At 68.0% G+C, this 15,750-nt stretch carries 18 protein-coding genes and 1 pseudogene; 13 read left to right on the top strand and 6 right to left on the bottom strand.

The window, feature by feature from the left end; translation table 11 throughout:
* The first annotated feature begins 167 nt into the window (after positions 1–167).
* From ACWEKR_RS10400 to ACWEKR_RS10420, 5 genes are all read left to right on the top strand, one after another.
* Positions 168–338 carry a hypothetical protein gene (locus ACWEKR_RS10400; protein ID WP_195085318.1) on the top strand — a complete coding sequence of 57 codons (171 nt, stop codon included), beginning with the start codon at positions 168–170 and terminating at the stop codon, positions 336–338.
* A 257-nt stretch (positions 339–595) separates the two neighbouring features.
* Positions 596–1,354, top strand: coding sequence for an SDR family oxidoreductase (locus ACWEKR_RS10405; RefSeq protein ID WP_452354240.1), 759 nt, complete (start codon positions 596–598; stop codon positions 1,352–1,354).
* Positions 1,355–1,437: 83 nt separating this feature from the next.
* A complete protein-coding gene (locus ACWEKR_RS10410; protein ID WP_452354241.1) occupies positions 1,438–1,992 on the top strand; it encodes a class I SAM-dependent methyltransferase in 555 nt (184 codons plus the stop codon).
* Between the two features lie 9 nt (positions 1,993–2,001).
* On the top strand, positions 2,002–2,427 hold the full coding sequence (locus ACWEKR_RS10415; protein ID WP_452354242.1) for a MerR family transcriptional regulator: 426 nt from the start codon (positions 2,002–2,004) through the stop codon (positions 2,425–2,427).
* Positions 2,428–2,600: 173 nt separating this feature from the next.
* Positions 2,601–2,801: a hypothetical protein gene (locus ACWEKR_RS10420; protein WP_195085321.1), complete on the top strand. Its 201-nt coding sequence runs from the start codon at positions 2,601–2,603 to the stop codon at positions 2,799–2,801.
* A gap of 33 nt (positions 2,802–2,834) precedes the next feature.
* On the opposite strand, the gene ACWEKR_RS10425 is transcribed toward ACWEKR_RS10420, so the two are convergent.
* A complete protein-coding gene (locus ACWEKR_RS10425; protein ID WP_416382550.1) occupies positions 2,835–3,113 on the bottom strand; it encodes a hypothetical protein in 279 nt (92 codons plus the stop codon).
* A 180-nt stretch (positions 3,114–3,293) separates the two neighbouring features.
* Here ACWEKR_RS10425 and ACWEKR_RS10430 point away from each other — a divergent pair, with 180 nt between their 5' ends.
* Complete coding sequence (locus tag ACWEKR_RS10430; RefSeq protein WP_452354243.1) at positions 3,294–3,578, top strand: ANTAR domain-containing protein; 285 nt, start codon at positions 3,294–3,296, stop codon at positions 3,576–3,578.
* 120 nt (positions 3,579–3,698) lie between these two features.
* Here ACWEKR_RS10430 and ACWEKR_RS10435 read toward each other — a convergent pair whose 3' ends face one another.
* Positions 3,699–4,463 (bottom strand): trans-aconitate 2-methyltransferase, encoded by a 765-nt coding sequence (locus ACWEKR_RS10435; protein ID WP_452354410.1) that lies wholly within the window; start codon positions 4,461–4,463, stop codon positions 3,699–3,701.
* Positions 4,464–4,603: 140 nt separating this feature from the next.
* Here ACWEKR_RS10435 and ACWEKR_RS10440 point away from each other — a divergent pair, with 140 nt between their 5' ends.
* On the top strand, positions 4,604–4,795 hold the full coding sequence (locus ACWEKR_RS10440; protein ID WP_228829632.1) for a hypothetical protein: 192 nt from the start codon (positions 4,604–4,606) through the stop codon (positions 4,793–4,795).
* Positions 4,796–4,867: 72 nt separating this feature from the next.
* The gene (locus ACWEKR_RS10445; RefSeq protein ID WP_452354244.1) at positions 4,868–5,314 is read left to right on the top strand and encodes a nuclear transport factor 2 family protein; all 447 of its coding nucleotides are present in this window, start codon (positions 4,868–4,870) and stop codon (positions 5,312–5,314) included.
* A gap of 31 nt (positions 5,315–5,345) precedes the next feature.
* Here the strand turns inward: ACWEKR_RS10445 and ACWEKR_RS10450 are convergent, their stop codons facing one another.
* Positions 5,346–6,653: a glycosyltransferase 87 family protein gene (locus ACWEKR_RS10450; RefSeq protein ID WP_452354245.1), complete on the bottom strand. Its 1,308-nt coding sequence runs from the start codon at positions 6,651–6,653 to the stop codon at positions 5,346–5,348.
* A gap of 124 nt (positions 6,654–6,777) precedes the next feature.
* Here ACWEKR_RS10450 and ACWEKR_RS10455 point away from each other — a divergent pair.
* Positions 6,778–7,449 (top strand): annotated as a pseudogene (locus tag ACWEKR_RS10455) (UdgX family uracil-DNA binding protein); the annotation flags it as partial.
* Between the two features lie 31 nt (positions 7,450–7,480).
* Positions 7,481–7,873, top strand: a complete 393-nt coding sequence (locus tag ACWEKR_RS10460; RefSeq protein ID WP_452354246.1) for an ankyrin repeat domain-containing protein — start codon at positions 7,481–7,483, stop codon at positions 7,871–7,873.
* 5 nt (positions 7,874–7,878) lie between these two features.
* Here ACWEKR_RS10460 and ACWEKR_RS10465 read toward each other — a convergent pair whose 3' ends face one another.
* Positions 7,879–9,252 (bottom strand): FAD-dependent oxidoreductase, encoded by a 1,374-nt coding sequence (locus ACWEKR_RS10465; RefSeq protein ID WP_452354247.1) that lies wholly within the window; start codon positions 9,250–9,252, stop codon positions 7,879–7,881.
* A 151-nt stretch (positions 9,253–9,403) separates the two neighbouring features.
* On the opposite strand from ACWEKR_RS10465, the gene ACWEKR_RS10470 reads away from it, so the two are divergent.
* Together ACWEKR_RS10470 and ACWEKR_RS10475 are read left to right on the top strand one after the other, a co-directional pair.
* Positions 9,404–10,966, top strand: coding sequence for an amino acid permease (locus tag ACWEKR_RS10470; RefSeq protein ID WP_452354248.1), 1,563 nt, complete (start codon positions 9,404–9,406; stop codon positions 10,964–10,966).
* 77 nt (positions 10,967–11,043) lie between these two features.
* Positions 11,044–11,751 carry a hypothetical protein gene (locus tag ACWEKR_RS10475; RefSeq protein WP_195085327.1) on the top strand — a complete coding sequence of 236 codons (708 nt, stop codon included), beginning with the start codon at positions 11,044–11,046 and terminating at the stop codon, positions 11,749–11,751.
* 9 nt (positions 11,752–11,760) lie between these two features.
* Here ACWEKR_RS10475 and ACWEKR_RS10480 read toward each other — a convergent pair whose 3' ends face one another.
* Both ACWEKR_RS10480 and ACWEKR_RS10485 read right to left on the bottom strand, forming a co-directional pair.
* On the bottom strand, positions 11,761–12,252 hold the full coding sequence (locus ACWEKR_RS10480) for a carboxymuconolactone decarboxylase family protein (RefSeq protein ID WP_452354249.1): 492 nt from the start codon (positions 12,250–12,252) through the stop codon (positions 11,761–11,763).
* The gene (locus ACWEKR_RS10485; protein WP_452354250.1) at positions 12,249–13,331 is read right to left on the bottom strand and encodes an NAD(P)H-dependent amine dehydrogenase family protein; all 1,083 of its coding nucleotides are present in this window, start codon (positions 13,329–13,331) and stop codon (positions 12,249–12,251) included. The genes ACWEKR_RS10480 and ACWEKR_RS10485 overlap by 4 nt, the downstream gene beginning before the upstream one ends.
* A gap of 74 nt (positions 13,332–13,405) precedes the next feature.
* On the opposite strand from ACWEKR_RS10485, the gene ACWEKR_RS10490 reads away from it, so the two are divergent.
* Positions 13,406–15,661: a serine/threonine-protein kinase gene (locus ACWEKR_RS10490; RefSeq protein WP_452354251.1), complete on the top strand. Its 2,256-nt coding sequence runs from the start codon at positions 13,406–13,408 to the stop codon at positions 15,659–15,661.
* The last annotated feature ends 89 nt before the right edge of the window (positions 15,662–15,750 follow it).

Consider the following 15,750-nt stretch of genomic DNA (forward strand, 5'->3'; position numbering starts at 1 on the left):
TCGCCGCCACAACGAAGCCGATGCCCCAAAAAAAGCACCCTCGGTGATCTTCCCGTTACGCGCCGACCGGGAACTTGACGTTTCTTTGCCTGGTGTTCACCGCTCCATAGGTGAAGCATGAAATCCGTGAGTCAGAGATAAGTTTCACTCGAGTCGAAGGATGCACAATGTCCACCAAAATCACGAAGATCCTGGCCGCGACCACAATGGCCGTATCCTTGGGCGTCATCGCGGCACCCGCCGCCTCCGCCGAAACGACGCCATCGGACGTCGCGACGCCGGTATGGGGCTCGGTCGTACTCTGTATTCCGCTGGGCAGCGCCGTCTGGTGCATCTGAATGCGGAAGCTGTGTGGCCGCGCCGGGTCGAGGTGCGTCGCACTTTTGGGTCGGGAATAGTTCGGTCCAGATACTCGGCGGTGTGCGGGGGCATCCCGCCGAGTCTCGCGCGAACAGACGCAGGGAGGTAGCGCGACAGTAGTTGCCGCCGCACGTGGATCGACCGTCGCGGCGGCACTGTCACGACTGCCTCGGTCATGTCACACCCGCTGTCGCCGTTTCGTCCACTCACCGAATGTGAGCCGAAGGAGATTGCGATGCGAGTAGCGGTTGTCGGCGCGAGCGGGCGGATCGGCCGGGATGTGACCGATGTGCTGCGGACCCAGGGCCACGAGGTCGTGGGGATCAGTCGATCAGCGGGGGTGGATGTCCGAACCGGAGCCGGCTTGGGGGACGCCTTGGCCGGAGTGGACGTGGTGGTGGACGCGATCAACGCGGCGACCACCGAAACCGGGGCGGTGACCGAGTTCTTCCGCACCGTCGCCCGGAATGTCCAGCATGCCGCGGCCGCGGCCGGTGTGCGGCGGATCGCGCTCGTTTCGATCATCGGAATCGATCGGTTCACCGCGGGACACTACGCTGGGAAACTCGCCCAGGAGAACGCCTATCGGGAAGGTCCCGTGCCGGTGCGGATCCTGCGCGCGGCGCAGTTCCACGAATTCACCGAGATGATGCTCGACTGGACCACTCGCGGCGACACCGCCTACGTCCCGAAGTATCGAGCCCAACTCGTGGCCGCCCGCACCGTCGCAGAGGAGTTGGCGCATCTCGCAGTTGCCGAGACGGCGCCGGAATCGGTCGACATCGCTGGACCGGAAGAGTTCGAGCTCGCCGCCGCCGTGGCCGAGGTGGCCGCTCGGCGGGGTGAACCGGCTCGAGTGGAGGAGATCGTCGACCTCGACGACCCGGATCACGAACTGCAGGCCGACGGCGCCCTTTTGCCCGGGCCGGGCGCCATCCTCGCCGGGCCTACCTTCCGGCAATGGCTCACGCGGAAGTACCCGGCACAGCCGTAAACGCCGGAGCCGCACCGCGGCTTCTCTTGACTTCAGGTCGACCTCAACTCGCAAGCTGAGCGCACAACGAGGAGAGGTTGATCATGACAACGTTCGGAGAAAGACAGAGCCGGGGTTACGACCAGCGGGCATCTCGCCTGCTCGGGGGCCTCTACCGCCGGATCGCCGCCGACATCGACGCGGCCGCGCGACCCGGCTCATGGGTGCTGGACGTGGGGACGGGGCCGGGAAAATTGCTGGCACAGCTGCGTTCTCGTCGACCGGATCTGCGACTGCACGGCGTGGACCTGTCCCCGCACATGATCGATATCGCCGAAACGACGCTTTCCGGCAGTGCGGCCGAACTGGCGGTCGGCGACGTAGCCGCGCTGCCCTACCCCGACGACAGCTTCGACCTGGTCGTCTCGAGTTTGAGCATGCACGAGTGGCCGGATCCGGACCGCGCTGCCGCGGAGCTGGTACGCGTACTGCGCCCCGGCGGCGCGGTGGCGATCTACGACTTCCGATTCGTGCGCGCCGCGGCGGGGCTCAGCGCACTACGGCGCTTTTTCGACGCGGCGACGGTGCGGCGGGAGACGGTGCGTCTGCGGCGTCACCCGATCGGGTTGTACGCGCGGCTCACCGCGCGCGTCGCCTAGAGTGCGGCTGTGGCGGGCGGCGACATCTCGATCGGTGAGCTCGCGGCGCGTTTCGGCCTGGCCACCCATGTGCTGCGGCACTGGGAGGATGTCGGCTTGCTCGCGCCGCGGCGGGACAGCGCCGGTCGGCGCAGGTATCACGACGACGACGCGGAGACCGTGGCGATGATACTGCTCGGCAAGCAGTCGGGTCTGGCGCTGGACGAACTCGTCGCACTGTTCGCCGCGGCGTCCGACCGGACCGCGCGCCGTGATCTGCTGCGCGCGCACCGAGATCAGCTCGTTCATCGGATCGCGCAGGCCACCGCCGCGCTGGAGACGATCTCACACGCCCTCGACTGCGCGGCCGAGGACTTCCGCGAGTGCCCGCACTTCCAGGCGAAGGTCGCCGACGCCCTGGCGCTGGTCACGAACCGGTCAAGATCGCGAGGGTAAATCGTTACGGCACAGGGAATTCCGTCTTGACGGCGGAGTTTGCCGCGGTTCGGGCGCCGCGATGCGATTCGGCGGCAACTGGGGGGTTCGGCGGCTGCCACCGCGGATTAGGATCGATTCCTGCGAACAGTGACACCGCAGCCAGTGACACTTCGACCCGATAGAGGTGCCTCATGAGCAGGACGATTCGTGTGCCCGCCGCGGAACTCGCCGATCACGTGGGCGAATCCGTCGTCGGGTACGGCACCCTCACCCAGGCGGGAGTGGTCCAGCCGGGCGGCGACCTCGTGGTCGCCGTTTTCGGCGTGGAAACCAACCGGCGCGAGAAATCTTTCATCCCAGCTCAATTGGTCGAACTGGAGGTCGACGACTGACGGCCGGGCGGACATCGGGGGTGGACGGCCGCGTCAGCCGATCAACGCATTCATAATCGTCCCCGCACTGGTGGCGATGACCCCGCCGAGCATGCCGCCTGCGACCATTTTCGCCGAAGCGAGTGGACCACCGTTCCACTTCTCCCAAGCGAACTTACCGCCGGCATAGGCGATTCCGGTGACTCCCGAGAGAATCACGAACCACGTGAAATACCGGAAGAGCTGGAGGATTTTCTCCGAGTTCGGGGGAGCCTCGGGGACCGGGTCGTCCACCTGAGCCAGAAGAAATGTATCGACTGCCGTATGGATCATCATTGATCTGTCTCCGTAGCGTTTCCGCAGGACGAGTTATACGCAATCGCTATGACGTTCGAAGTATCGCTATCCACCGGGCTCGCGTCAACCCTCCCGCGTGGACGAGGACATCCGCCGCGCCATGGTTTCTCCGCCACGAGCCCGTGTCAGACGGCCCCGGACGGGTAGTGCGTGCGTGTGAGTTATGACGCTGACGGCACAGCGGCCGGTGACCTCGATCCGGTAGCCGCGCGGGCGGTGATCGAACAAGCCAAGGGCGCGGTAATGCTCGTCTACGGCCTCGACGCCGAGCAAGCGTTCGCCATCCTGCGCGTCCGATCTCAGGAAACCAACACCAAGCTGCGGGTTCTCGCGGCCCATGTGGCCGCCGAGCTCCCGTCGATCGGCGTGCCCGCCGTGACCGGTGAACTGCGCAGCCGGGTAGCACGGCTGCTGTCGACGGCACACGAGCAGTCTCGGTGACAGGCCACGCACCGAATCGATGCGCCGCCGCCGGGTGCCGGGCTGCCGCGGCGCCACGGACGGGCGCCGTGCGCGGACATGTGATTGTCCGGGCCGTGTCCGCACTCGCCTACCCCCGCGCTACCGCTTCTGCGCAACGACGAAGACGCGCCGGAACGGCAGCCAGGTCGTGCCATCGGCCCGACGAGGGTATGCGCTGCGCAGCAACGGGGCCAGTTGTGCGATGAACTCCTGCCACCGCCCGTCGTCGAGCGCGCCCCGCACAGGCCGCAGCGCGGTGCCGGTGACCCACTCGAGCACGGGATCGTCACCGGTCAAGCGCTGCAAATATGTCGTTTCCCAGGCGTCGACAGCCCCGCCCGCCGCACTGAGCAGGTCGGCGTACTCGCCGGGATCCAGCACCGCCCGCGGTTCGAGGATGCCCGCCCGCTCCAGGCTGTCGCGCCACTCGTCGCGGGCGGCCACTCGGCGGATCGCCCGATGCGAGGCGGCGTCGAAGTTCGCGGGTACCTGAACCGCCAGGAAGGCGCCCGAGGGGAGCTGACGCATCCATCGGTCCAGTAGATCGGGGTGTCCAGACACCCAATGGAGAACGGCGTTACTGACCACGACATCGGTCTCCGGACTCGGCTGCCAGTCCTGCACCGCCCCGAGGGTCGCGTCGATCCCGCGCTCACGCGCGGCCGCGACCATCTCCGGCGACGAGTCCAGCGCTCGCACGATCGCGCCGGGCCAGCGCTGGGCGAGGACCGCCGTGAGGTGCCCGGGGCCGCAGCCCAGGTCGACCACCATCCGCGGTTCGTCCGCTGTCACGCGAGACAGCAGGTCGAAGAAGGGGCGGGAGCGATGGTCGTGGAACGCGAGGTATTGCCGGGGATCCCACACAGGCCGCTCCAGAGTCTCTACCAAACCGTACGTACGTACTGTACGCCTGTCGGATGGTCGCCTCCCTGCGAACGGGCCGCGGCGGAAAGCCGACTGTCTATCACGGTTTCGTAACGGGGCAGCGTGGGTATTACATAGCTATGACGGATCACCGACCAACCCGGATCGCCGGTGTGGAGCCGGGAACCGGCGCGCTCGCTTTGACCACGTGCCTTGCGTTTTCGATCGGCATCGCGACGCTTACCCAATCGGCGTTCGCCACCCTGGTGGCGTGCGTGAGCATTGTGGCGGGGCTCACGCTGGTATTGAACATCCTGCCGCACAAGGCGTAGCCGCACCGACCTTGCCTCACACGCCGAATCCTGGTGGCATAGCCGGGGTATCGACGTCAATCGGAGGCGGGCATGCTGTCGTTGCAGGAGATTTCGGATCGACTCGAGATCGAAGACCTGATGGTGCGGTATTCGCACGCGGTCGACACCCGGCAGTGGGACCTGCTGGACGACGTGTTCACCCTCGACGCCCACATCGACTACTCCGCCATGGGCGGCTCGGTCGGCGGTCTGGCGGCGACGAAAGAGTTCCTCGCCTCCGTTCTGCCCAACTTCCCCGCCTTCCAGCACCTGATCAGCAACTCGTCCATCCAAGTCGACGGCGACACGGCCACCGGGCGGACGATGTGCCACAACCCGATGGTGGTGTCCGGCGGTGACGGTCCGCCGACGATGATGCTGTGCGGGCTCTGGTACCTGGACACGTTCGTCCGCGTCGCCGGACGATGGCGGATCAAGCAGCGAATCGAAGAGAAGAGCTTCCTCTTCGTCGCGCCTTCCGCGCCCGGCATGGGGTGACGCGGCGATTGGACGCCCCCGGCCCCGCGCCTCAGCGTGCGGTCAGCGCCGAGGGCGCGTCACCGGAGGTCCGAACCGGCTGCTCGGACGACGGGTTCGCGCCGCCGGCGACGGTCCGCTTCCCGGCGAGCAGGAACAGCACCACCAGCACCACACTGAACCAGACGTAGGTGTTGCCGATGAAGTGCTGCCAGGGCGTCCATGCGGTTTCCCGATGCTCGCCGTCGGGCAGCCAGTTGTGCGGTCCGATGACGAACACCGCCGCGGTGACCACGAACGTCACCCACCACCCGATCGCGCGGCGGACCGGCAGCCGGGTCGCGTATCCGACCACGGCGAACAACGCGGGTGCGATCCACACCCAGTGGTGCGACCAGGAGATCGGCGAGACCAGCAGAGTGAAGACGGCATTGAGGGCCAGCGCGAGCGCGGGCAGGTCGGCGGCCCGGCGCATGGCGGCGACGACCAGCGTGAGCAACAGAGCGCCGAGGACCAGCCAGAGCACGGTGAACGCGGGCTCCGGCACTTCGAACCGCGAGAACACCGCCTGAATTGACTGATTGGTATGGAATGCCGAGCCGCTCAGCCCGGACACGTTGCCGAGACCACCGAACCAGTATTTGACGGATTCCTTGGGCAGGACCACGAAGCCGAGCGCCGTCGCCGCCACACCGGTGACCGCCGCGGTCGCGGCCGCGCGGTAATCGCGGCGGACCAGGAAGTACAGCACGAACGCCGCGGGCGTCAGTTTGATCGCGGCCGCGATGCCGATCAGCATCCCTCGGGGCCAGCGCGGCTTGTGCGTGAGGCAGTCGGCGGCGACCAGAGCCATCAGCAGCAGATTGACCTGACCGAAATCCAGCGTGGAGTGGATCGGCTCCAGCAGCAGACCCAACGGAGTCGCGCACGCGGTGGCCCACGCCGCCAGTCGCCGCTGCGAATCGTCCGGCCATACCCGCCGTGCTACCAGATAGAGCGTGAGAGCCAGCGCGGCCACCGAGGAGACGAAAAAGCTCAAGGCGGCCACGTCCCACGGCAGCATCGCGAACGGGCCCAGGGCGAGCGCGGCGAACGGCGGATAGATGAACGGCAGGCCAGCCCCGATGGTGGTCTGCGGTAGTTGCCCGTACATGTCGGCGCCGTGCCGCATGGCATCCACGCCCAGGCGATACACCTGCAGGTCGATGAACCCGCCGGTGATCTTGTGGAACGGCCAGACCGGTGTCAGGAGACAGAACGCGGAGAACGCGAGCGACAGGACCGGCGCCGCCCGCAGCACACGCCCGAGTCGACGGTTCTGGGACATCGGCGTTCCGGCGGTGGCGGTGACACTACTCATCCGCGGCGACTATACCGACCCATGTCACCTCGTTCAGCACATGGGACGGAGATTCGCGACCCGCGCGTGAGGGCAGCCGAAACGGGTAAGCCGCCACCAGCACAAGCGGCAGCGGAGTTCGGCGACGGCCCGTCGCGGCCTCGCCGAAGGCAGGAGGCGGACAGTGACGAAGGCGCCCGGCGCCGCGAGGTTCGTACCCCCGGACGCGGATCTGGCGCGGCTGCGGAAAGCGGCCTGCGACTGTCGCGGGTGCGATCTCTATCGCCACGCCACGCAGACGGTCTTCGGCGCCGGCCCCCCGGACGCGGACGTGGTGCTGATCGGCGAGCAACCCGGCGATCAAGAGGATGTGACGGGGCAACCGTTCGTCGGCCCGGCGGGGCGGCTGCTCGACCGGGCGCTGGCGGACGTCGGCATCGACCGCGACGCCGTCTATGTCACCAACGCGGTGAAGCATTTCAAGTTCGTGGAGCGCGGCAAGCGCCGGATCCACAAGCAGCCCGGCCGCACCGAGGTGGTCGCCTGCTCGGCGTGGCTCGACGCCGAGCTCGACCTCCTGCGACCGCGGTTGGTGGTGTGTCTCGGCGCGATCGCCGCGCAGGCGCTGCTCGGCCCTGCGTTCAAGGTCAGCGAGCGACGCGGTGACGTTGTCGAGACCGCGGACTTCCGCGCGATCGCCACCGTGCACCCGTCGTCGGTTCTGCGCGCGCCCGATCGGACCGCCGCCTACGACGCGTTCGTCGCCGATCTGCGCATCGTGCGGGAGGAACTGGGAAAATCCGCGGCGACGCGCTGACCCGCGCGCGGACCACGACAGGAGTGAGCGGATGAATGCCGACGAAATCGACCCGGAACTGCTCGAACTGGCCACCAAGGTGTTCGACTTCGCACGGCACGGAGATGCCGCGAGGCTGGCCGCCTACGTGGACGCGGGCGTGCCGGTCGACCTTACGAACGAGGCCGGTGACACGCTGCTCATGCTCGCCGCCTACCACGGGCACGCCGAGACGGTGGCAGCGCTGCTGCAGCGTTCGGCCGATCCGAACCGGGCGAACGACAAAGGTCAGACCCCTCTGGCCGGAGCGGTGTTCAAGGGCGAGACCGAGATCGTGCGGCGACTCGCCGCGGCGGGCGCCGACCCCGACGCGGGCACCCCGTCGGCCCGCGACGCCGCGGTCATGTTCGGCCAGAGCGAGCTGCTCGAACTGTTCGACGCCTGAGCGCACTACCCACGTCGGCGAACGGCGGTGACGGCCTTGCGCGCGGCGACCAGAACCGGGTCCCACACCGGGGAGAACGGTGGGGCGTAGCCGAGGTCGAGCATCGTCATCTGCTCCACCGTCATCCGCGCGGTCAGTGCGACCGCCGCGATGTCGACGCGTTTGCCCGCGCCCTCGCGGCCGACGATCTGCGTGCCGAGCAAGCGGCCGGTGAAACGTTCGGCGAGCATCTTCACCGTCATCGGCTGGGCGTCCGGGTAGTAGCCGGCTCGGTTGGTGGATTCCACCGTGACGGTCACGTATTGCAAGCCCGCCGCGTGAGCGTCCTTCTCACGCAGCCCGGTCCGGGCTACCTCGAGTTCGCATACCTTGCTGACGGCGGTGCCCACGACGCCGGGAAAGACCGCGTATCCCCCGCCGATGTTCGCGCCGATGATCTGACCGTGCTTGTTGGCATGGGTGCCCAGCGGAATGTGGCGTGCCCTGCCGGAGACCAGATCCAGCACCTCGACGCAGTCGCCGCCCGCCCAGATGTTCTCGTAACCGCGCACCCGCATGGCGAGATCGGTCCGCAGCCCGCCGTACTGCCCCAGCGGCAGACCGGCAGCGCGGGCCAGTTCGGTCTCCGGGCGCACGCCGATACCGAGCACCACGACGTCCGCCGGGTATTCCGCGGTGTCGGTGACGACCGCGGAGACTCGGCCGTCGGCACCGGTCCGCAGCTCGGCCACGTCCGCGTCACCGACCACCTTGATGCCCATGCCGCACATGGCGTCGCGCACCAGGGCGCCCATGTCGGGGTCGAGCGTGGACATCGGTTCCGGGCCCCGGTTGACCATCGTGACGTCGTAGCCGCGCCGGATGAGCGCCTCCGCCATCTCCACGCCGATGTAGCCTGCGCCGACCACGACGGCGCGGTTGCCGCGGGCCCGTTCCAGCGTCCGGAGCAAGGCTTGCCCGTCGTCGAGGGTCTGGACGCCGTGCACGCCATCGGCGTCCATGCCGGGCAGCGGTGGCCGCACCGGGCGAGCGCCGGTGGCGATCACCAGGTGGTCGTAGGGCAGCCATGCCGACGCGCCGGTTTCCCGGTCACGGTGGCGCACGCGGGCGCCCTCGACGTCGATCTCGGTCACCTCGGTGTGCAGTCGCAGGTCGATCTCGCGGGAGCGGTGTTCTTCCGGGGTGCGGGCGATCAGCGCGTCCCGCTCGTCGACATGCCCGCCGACCCAGTACGGGATGCCGCAGGCCGAGTACGAGGTGAACCCGCCACGTTCGAAGACGACGATCTCCAGCGCGCTCGCGTCCTTCATCCGGCGCGCCTGCGAGGCCGCCGACATGCCCGTCGCGTCACCACCGATGACCACCAGTCGCTCGCTCATGGTCCCCACGCTACGGTCGGCGTCTCCCGGACGTGCGCCGGGGACGCCGTTGCACGGATTTGCTGGTTGCGCTGCGGTTGACCGATCGGTACTTCACACTGATCTTCTGCAAACGCGGTATGAGGGCAGCGTTTTCACCCGGGAGCACGACATGACCGAGATCCGACCCCCTTCCGACGACGAACGTCGGCTCGCCGAACTGGGCTACAAACAAGAATTGGCCAGGTCCTGGTCGGGTTTCTCCAATTTCGCCATCAGTTTCACCATCGTGTCCATCCTGACCGGTGGATTGGCCAGTTACGGCATAGGTTTGGCCAATGGCGGCCCGATCACGATGGCCTGGGGGTGGCCGCTGGTCTCGATCATGGTGCTGTTCGTCGGGCTCGCAATGGCCGAGTTGGCCTCCGCTTATCCGACCTCCGGCGGGCTGTACTGGTGGGCCGCCGAGCTGGGCGGCCCGGTGTGGGGGTGGTTCACCGGCTGGTTCAACCTGATCGGACAGATCGCCGTCACCGCGGCGATCGATTACGGCGCGGCGATCTTCACCACCGTCGTGCTGAACGTCGTCGGGATCGATATCGGCACCGACCGCACCGCGATCTTCCTGGTGTTCGCCGCGATACTCGTGCTGCACGCCGTGCTGAACGTGGTCGGTCCCCATTTGTCGGCGGTGATCAACAACGTCTCCGCGTGGTGGCATGTCGGTGGCGTGGCGATCTTCGTGCTGGTGCTCGGGTTCGGCGCGCGACACCACCAGAGCGCCGAATTCGTCTTCACCGAGACGGTCGACAACAGCGCGATCGGATTCGGCGGGGTCGCGTTCAGTTTCCTGCTCGGCCTGCTGCACGCGCAGTACACGTTCACCGGCTACGACGCGTCCGCGCACATGTCGGAGGAAACGCACGACGCGTCGCGGATGGCGGCCAAAGGCATCATCAACACGATCGTCGTGTCGGCGATCGCCGGTTATCTTCTCATCATGGCGGTGACGTTCGCCATTCCGAATCTGGACGACGCGCTGGATCCCGGCAAGAACAGCGGCTACCCCGTGATCTACATCCTGGAGAACTCGTTGAGCGGGTTCTGGTCGGGGCTGCTGCTGATCATCGCGGCGGTCGCGCAATTGTTCTGCGGGTATGCCTCGGTAACCTCCGCCTCGCGGATGCTGTTCGCCTTCGCGCGCGATGGCGCGGTGCCCGGGTCGAGATTCTGGTCGCTGCTTTCCGCGCGGAAGGTGCCGGTGCATGCCGTGCTCTTCATCTCGTTCTTCGCGTTCGTGCTGCTGATTCCGTCGATGCTGGTGCCCCCGGCGAACGCACCGACCGCCTACGCCGCGGCCACCTCGATCGCGACCATCGGGCTCTATATCGCCTACGGCATTCCGATCCTGCTGCGGCAGCGGCACGGGGCACGGTTCCGCACCGGCCCTTGGCAACTGGGGGCGTGGTACCGCCCGATCGGAGTGGTCGCGCTGCTGTGGATCGCGCTGATCAGCGTGCTGTTCATCCTGCCCACCGACGCCCGCGGATATCCGTGGCATCGTGAATTCACCTGGACCACGGTGAATTACGCGCCGATCACGCTGGTCGGCGTGGTGGGCGCGATCGGCATCTGGTGGCTGGTCTCGGCCCGGGCCTGGTTCACCGGACCGAAGCGGACGGTGGACGAGCCACCCGCCGACCAGCCGGAGGAGGAGGCACCGGCCAACGCCTGAAGCGCGGCCGCGACCGGGCGCGGCTTCCCGATTCTGGCATGTCGAATTTGTCGGCCTCGGTCGCTAGGGTGTGTCGGATGGAAAGGACCGACCTGGTGCGTTTCTCGCCCGCCGGGAGAATTGTGTTCCCGGGCAATCCGTGGCCGGAAGGGCACGCGATCGAAGAGTTCGCGTGGACCGGCCGCATGGACCAGGCCGGCGGCCTGTGGTTCGATCTGCACCTGCGCTCCGCGGCATACGACGCCGAACGCGATCCCGCCGGCGGCGAGGAGACCTGCGAAGACTGGCTGTCGCCGATTGTCTGGCAGAACTATCACAGCTGCACGCTGTCGTCCACGTACTGGGGCGAGGACGACGCCACCGGGCTGCGCGCCGCGGCGCCGGGCCGTCCCTTCCTGCTGAAGTCCGAACAGCCGCAACGTCTCACGGTCGATCCGCTGCCGCTCGCACACGCCGACGACGTCGAATGCCTGGCGTTCAACATCTATCTGCTCGGGCACGACTCCGTCGCCGACCAGGAAGTGTTCTTCACCCGCCGCCCCGACGGCAGGCACGATATCGACTGGCAGGGCCGCATCGCGCTGACCTACGCGGGGCAGGTCGAATTCCGGTACCGATTCCGGGCTCGGATATCCGGCGCCACCCTGGAATACATCCGTTTTCCCGCGGAGATCTCCGCCGATCGGGCGCTTCGCCAACTCGGCGCCGTCCTCGACGCCCCCGAGGAGTTCGAACTCGGCTTGGTCGACGGGCAGCCCGCGTGGGTTTCCAGAATTACGGAGTAGCTCCTACATTCACGAACCGGCGGAATGGCCGGGCAGCACGCAGACCGAATCCAATCCGAGGACGTGATTCAACCGCCCGAACGCCAACCAGGAGCCGATGCTCATACTCAGTTCGACCACTTCCGCCTGGCTGTAGTGGGCGAACATCCGGCTCCAGAATTCTTCGTCGAGATTGTGGTGGTCGGTGGCGTAGCGTTCGGCGTATTCGGCGGCGAGCCGGGTGCGTTCGTCGAAGGCGTCGGTGGTGCGCCACTCGGTGACGGCGGCGGCGAATTCGGGTTCGACCTTCGCCCCCTCGCGTTCGGTGCGCCAGTCCATGCAGAACAGGCAACCGTTGATCTGCGCGATGCGCAGCCTCGCGGCCTCGAACTCGCGCAGGCCGAGCGTGCTGTGCGAGTAGACCGACAGCGAGAAGTTCGAGGCGGCGACGCCGATGCCGGGCACCATTTCGCCCCAGACGTAGCCGATCGGATCCTTGCCCTCGGGGACGTCGATGATCATGGGTGCTTCCTTCCGAGTTTGCCGACCGCGGGACGCAGCGGGACGTCCAGTGCGTCGTAGAGTCCGGGTTCCGCCGCTACCAGCCAGTCGATGGCGCCGACCAGGCGGCCGATGGCCGTGGCGTTGCCACCCGCGGAGCGGTTGCCGTCTTCGTCGGTCGCCTCGACGGTCACCTCGATGCGCGGGTGACCTTCGATGATCACGCGGTGCGCCCCCGCGCCGCCGTCGGCCGGCGTGGGCCAATCGGGTGCGCACGACGGATGGATGCGGGTGACGTGCTCGACGACCAGACGCGGTTGTCCTTCGACGATGCCCTGGACTTCGAAGCGCACGGCGCCCTGGGTGCCCGCCGCGAAATCGCCCATGGACGTCGTGGTGACGGTGACCTCCAAGGCGCGCCGGTCCAGCGTCTCGCGGATCTCGTCGAGTTCGACACCGAGCGCCCGTGCCATCAGCCGGATCTGCCCGCCCCACACCATGGTCGGCACCGACGGCGCGAGCATCGGCGGCAGATAGTCCATCGACTGTCCCATGCCGACGAGGTAGCGCACCGAGTCCGGCTGATCGTAGGTGGAGTAGTCGAAGATCTCCTGGCAGCGGATCGTCTCCACCGTGCTGCCGAGCCCGCTGATCAGCAGGGGCAGCACGTCGTTGCCCCACCCCGGGTCGATGCCGGAGACGAACAGCGATCCGCCGCCTTCGGCGATCGCGGCCAGCACCGGGTCGCGGATCTCCGGCGGTGCGTTGCGCGGGTCGTAGAGCGCGTAGAGCGCCGGCGTGACGACCACCGCGCCCGCGCGTAGCGCCCGCACGATGTCGGCGAGCGCGTCGTCGGGCCGGATATCACCGGAGGCCGCGTACACGATTGCCGCCGGGCGGGCGTCGAGAACTTCGCCCACGTCATCGACGGCGGCCACACCGAGTTCGCGGTCGAGTCCGGCGAGTTCACCCGCGTCACGGCCGACTTTCGCCGGATCGTGCACGAGCACCCCGCCCAAACGCAGCGCCGGGTGGGCGTCGACGGCCCGGATGGCCGCCCGGCCGACATTGCCGGTGCCCCAGACCACCGTGGAGATCATCGATCGAGGGTAGCAAGCGCTTGGTCGACTGGGCGGCGTTCCGCGGAAGCGGCTCAGGTCGATACGATGCCCCCATGGCGCACCCCGCCCCGCCGGTTCCGGGGGCGACGGTCGCAGCGGACCGATCGCCGATCGAAACGCGGGGCACCGGAATCGCCGACGTGGTCGAGCGCTTCGCCGACGCATGGCGGACGGCGGCGACTCCGCCGGACCTCGCCGACTACCTTCCGGACTCCCCCGCCATCCGCCGGGTGTCGCTGATCGAACTGCTCAAGGTCGACCTGGCCAACCGGTGGGGCCGCGGAGCCGCTCCGAAACGGCTGGCCGACTACGCCGCCGAGTTCCCGGAACTGCGCACCTGGCCGGTACCGCCGGATCTGATCTACGAGGAGTTCCACGTCCGCAGGCAGTCGGGCGGCACGGTCGACGTCGCCGAGTACACCGCCGCCTACCCCGACCAGGCCGACCAGCTGTCGGAAATGCTCGCGACCGACGACTACCACAGCACGCTGTTGACGATCGCCCCCGAACCGGCGAACCTGGACGACCTCGCGGCCGGCCAGCGGATCGATGACTTCGACCTGATGACCGGCCTCGGCCGCGGCGCGTTCGCCCGAGTCTTCCTGGCGCGGCAGCGGTCGATGCAGCGGTTGGTCGCGGTGAAGATCTCCCGCGACAAAGGCGCCGAGCCCCAGACTCTGGCCCAGCTCGACCACGACTACATCGTGCGAGTGTTCGACCAGCGCGTCCTGGCGGACCGGAAACTGCGCCTGCTGTACATGCAGTACGTGCCGGGTGGGACGCTGTTCACGGTGCTCGAACGCGTCCGCGCGACACCGCAGGCCCGGCGCTGCGGAGCGATGCTGCTCGATGTCATCGATGGCGTACTCGCCGCGAAAGGTGAGATCCAACCCAGTGAATCGCCGCAGCGGGCCCAGCTGGCCGGGCTGACGTGGCCCGAGACCGTGGCATGGCTCGGGCGCCGCTTGGCCGAAGCGCTCGACCACGCGGGGCGGGCCGGTGTGCTGCACCGCGACGTCAAGCCCGCCAATGTGCTGCTCACCGCCGACGGCGTGCCCAAGCTGGCCGATTTCAACATCAGTTTCAGCGGCAACGTCGCCGGGGACAGCCCGCTGGCCTACTTCGGCGGCTCACTGGCGTACATGTCGCCCGAGCAACTCGCCGCGGTGCATCCGGATCTGCCCGCCACCGCCGAGGATCTGGACACTCGCAGCGACCTGTTCGCCCTCGCGGTCGTGCTCTGGGAACTGCTCACCGGCCGGAAACCGTTCGACGACGACGCGGCGGCCGGGGGCGACCGCACCGCCCTGGACGCCATGCTCCGACGCCGATCCCGCAGCCCCCGCGCCCTGCCCTACCGGGATCTGCCCCCGGACTGCCCCGAGGCGTTGCAGCGCGCCCTCGTCCGTGCGCTCGATCCGAACCCCGCCGAACGGTGGTCGTCCGGCGCCGACATGGCCCAGCAGCTGGCAGTCTGCCTCGACGCCCGCGCCCGCGACCTCGTCGATCCGCCACCCGGCAGCTGGAGGTTGCGCGCTCGCACGTTGAGGCACCCGATCATGGCCCTGGCCGTCGGCGTGCCCAACGCGCTCGCGATCCTCTACAGCTACAACCACAACCGCACACTGATCATCGACAAACTCGACGCGCAGGCCCAGCATCGCTTCGACCAGATCGCCCTGGCCACCTACGCCGTGTGCTTCCTGATCGGCTTCGTGGCGACCAACCTGCTTCTGGCAGGGCTCTGGTCGATCGCGCGCGGGCTGCGCAAGGGACGCTCGTACGACTCGGCGACGCTCGCACGGGCCAGGGCCGACACCCTGCGGCTGGGCAGACGCAACGTCCTGACGTGCTTCGCGCTCTGGGCGATCGCGGGCGTGGCGGTCCCGGTGTCGGTACAGGTGTCCGGCAATCAGATCACCGCTGCCTCCTACGTGCACTTCTTCCTCACCCAGATCGTCTGCGGCGCCATCGCGATGGCATATCCGTACTTCTTGGTGACCTTCTACGCGGTGCGGTCGCTCTACCCGATGTTCCTTCCCCACGGTGGGCTCGGCGGGGAGGACGTGCGTCGCCTGCGGCAGCTCGACGCCGACAGCACGTACTTCCTGGCCGTCGCAGCCGCCGTGCCGCTGTTGGGCGTCGTGGGGGCGACGTTCATCCCACCGGAGGACATCCCCGCCGTCATCGTGCCCCTGCGGGTGCTCTGCGCCGGTAGCGCTGTGGCGTTCGTCGGCGTGTACTGGCTGTTCCGGACCCTGGAGAAGGATCTGGCCGCGCTGGGACGCCTCGCCGCCGGACATCGGTAGCCGGCCCGCGCCACACCTCCTCCCGGCCGCTCACCTACCAGCTCCGCGGCCGGACACGTCACTGTGCAGCATTGGGAAATGGGGCGAAC

The sequence above is a fragment of the Nocardia sp. NPDC004573 genome (assembly GCF_053602135.1).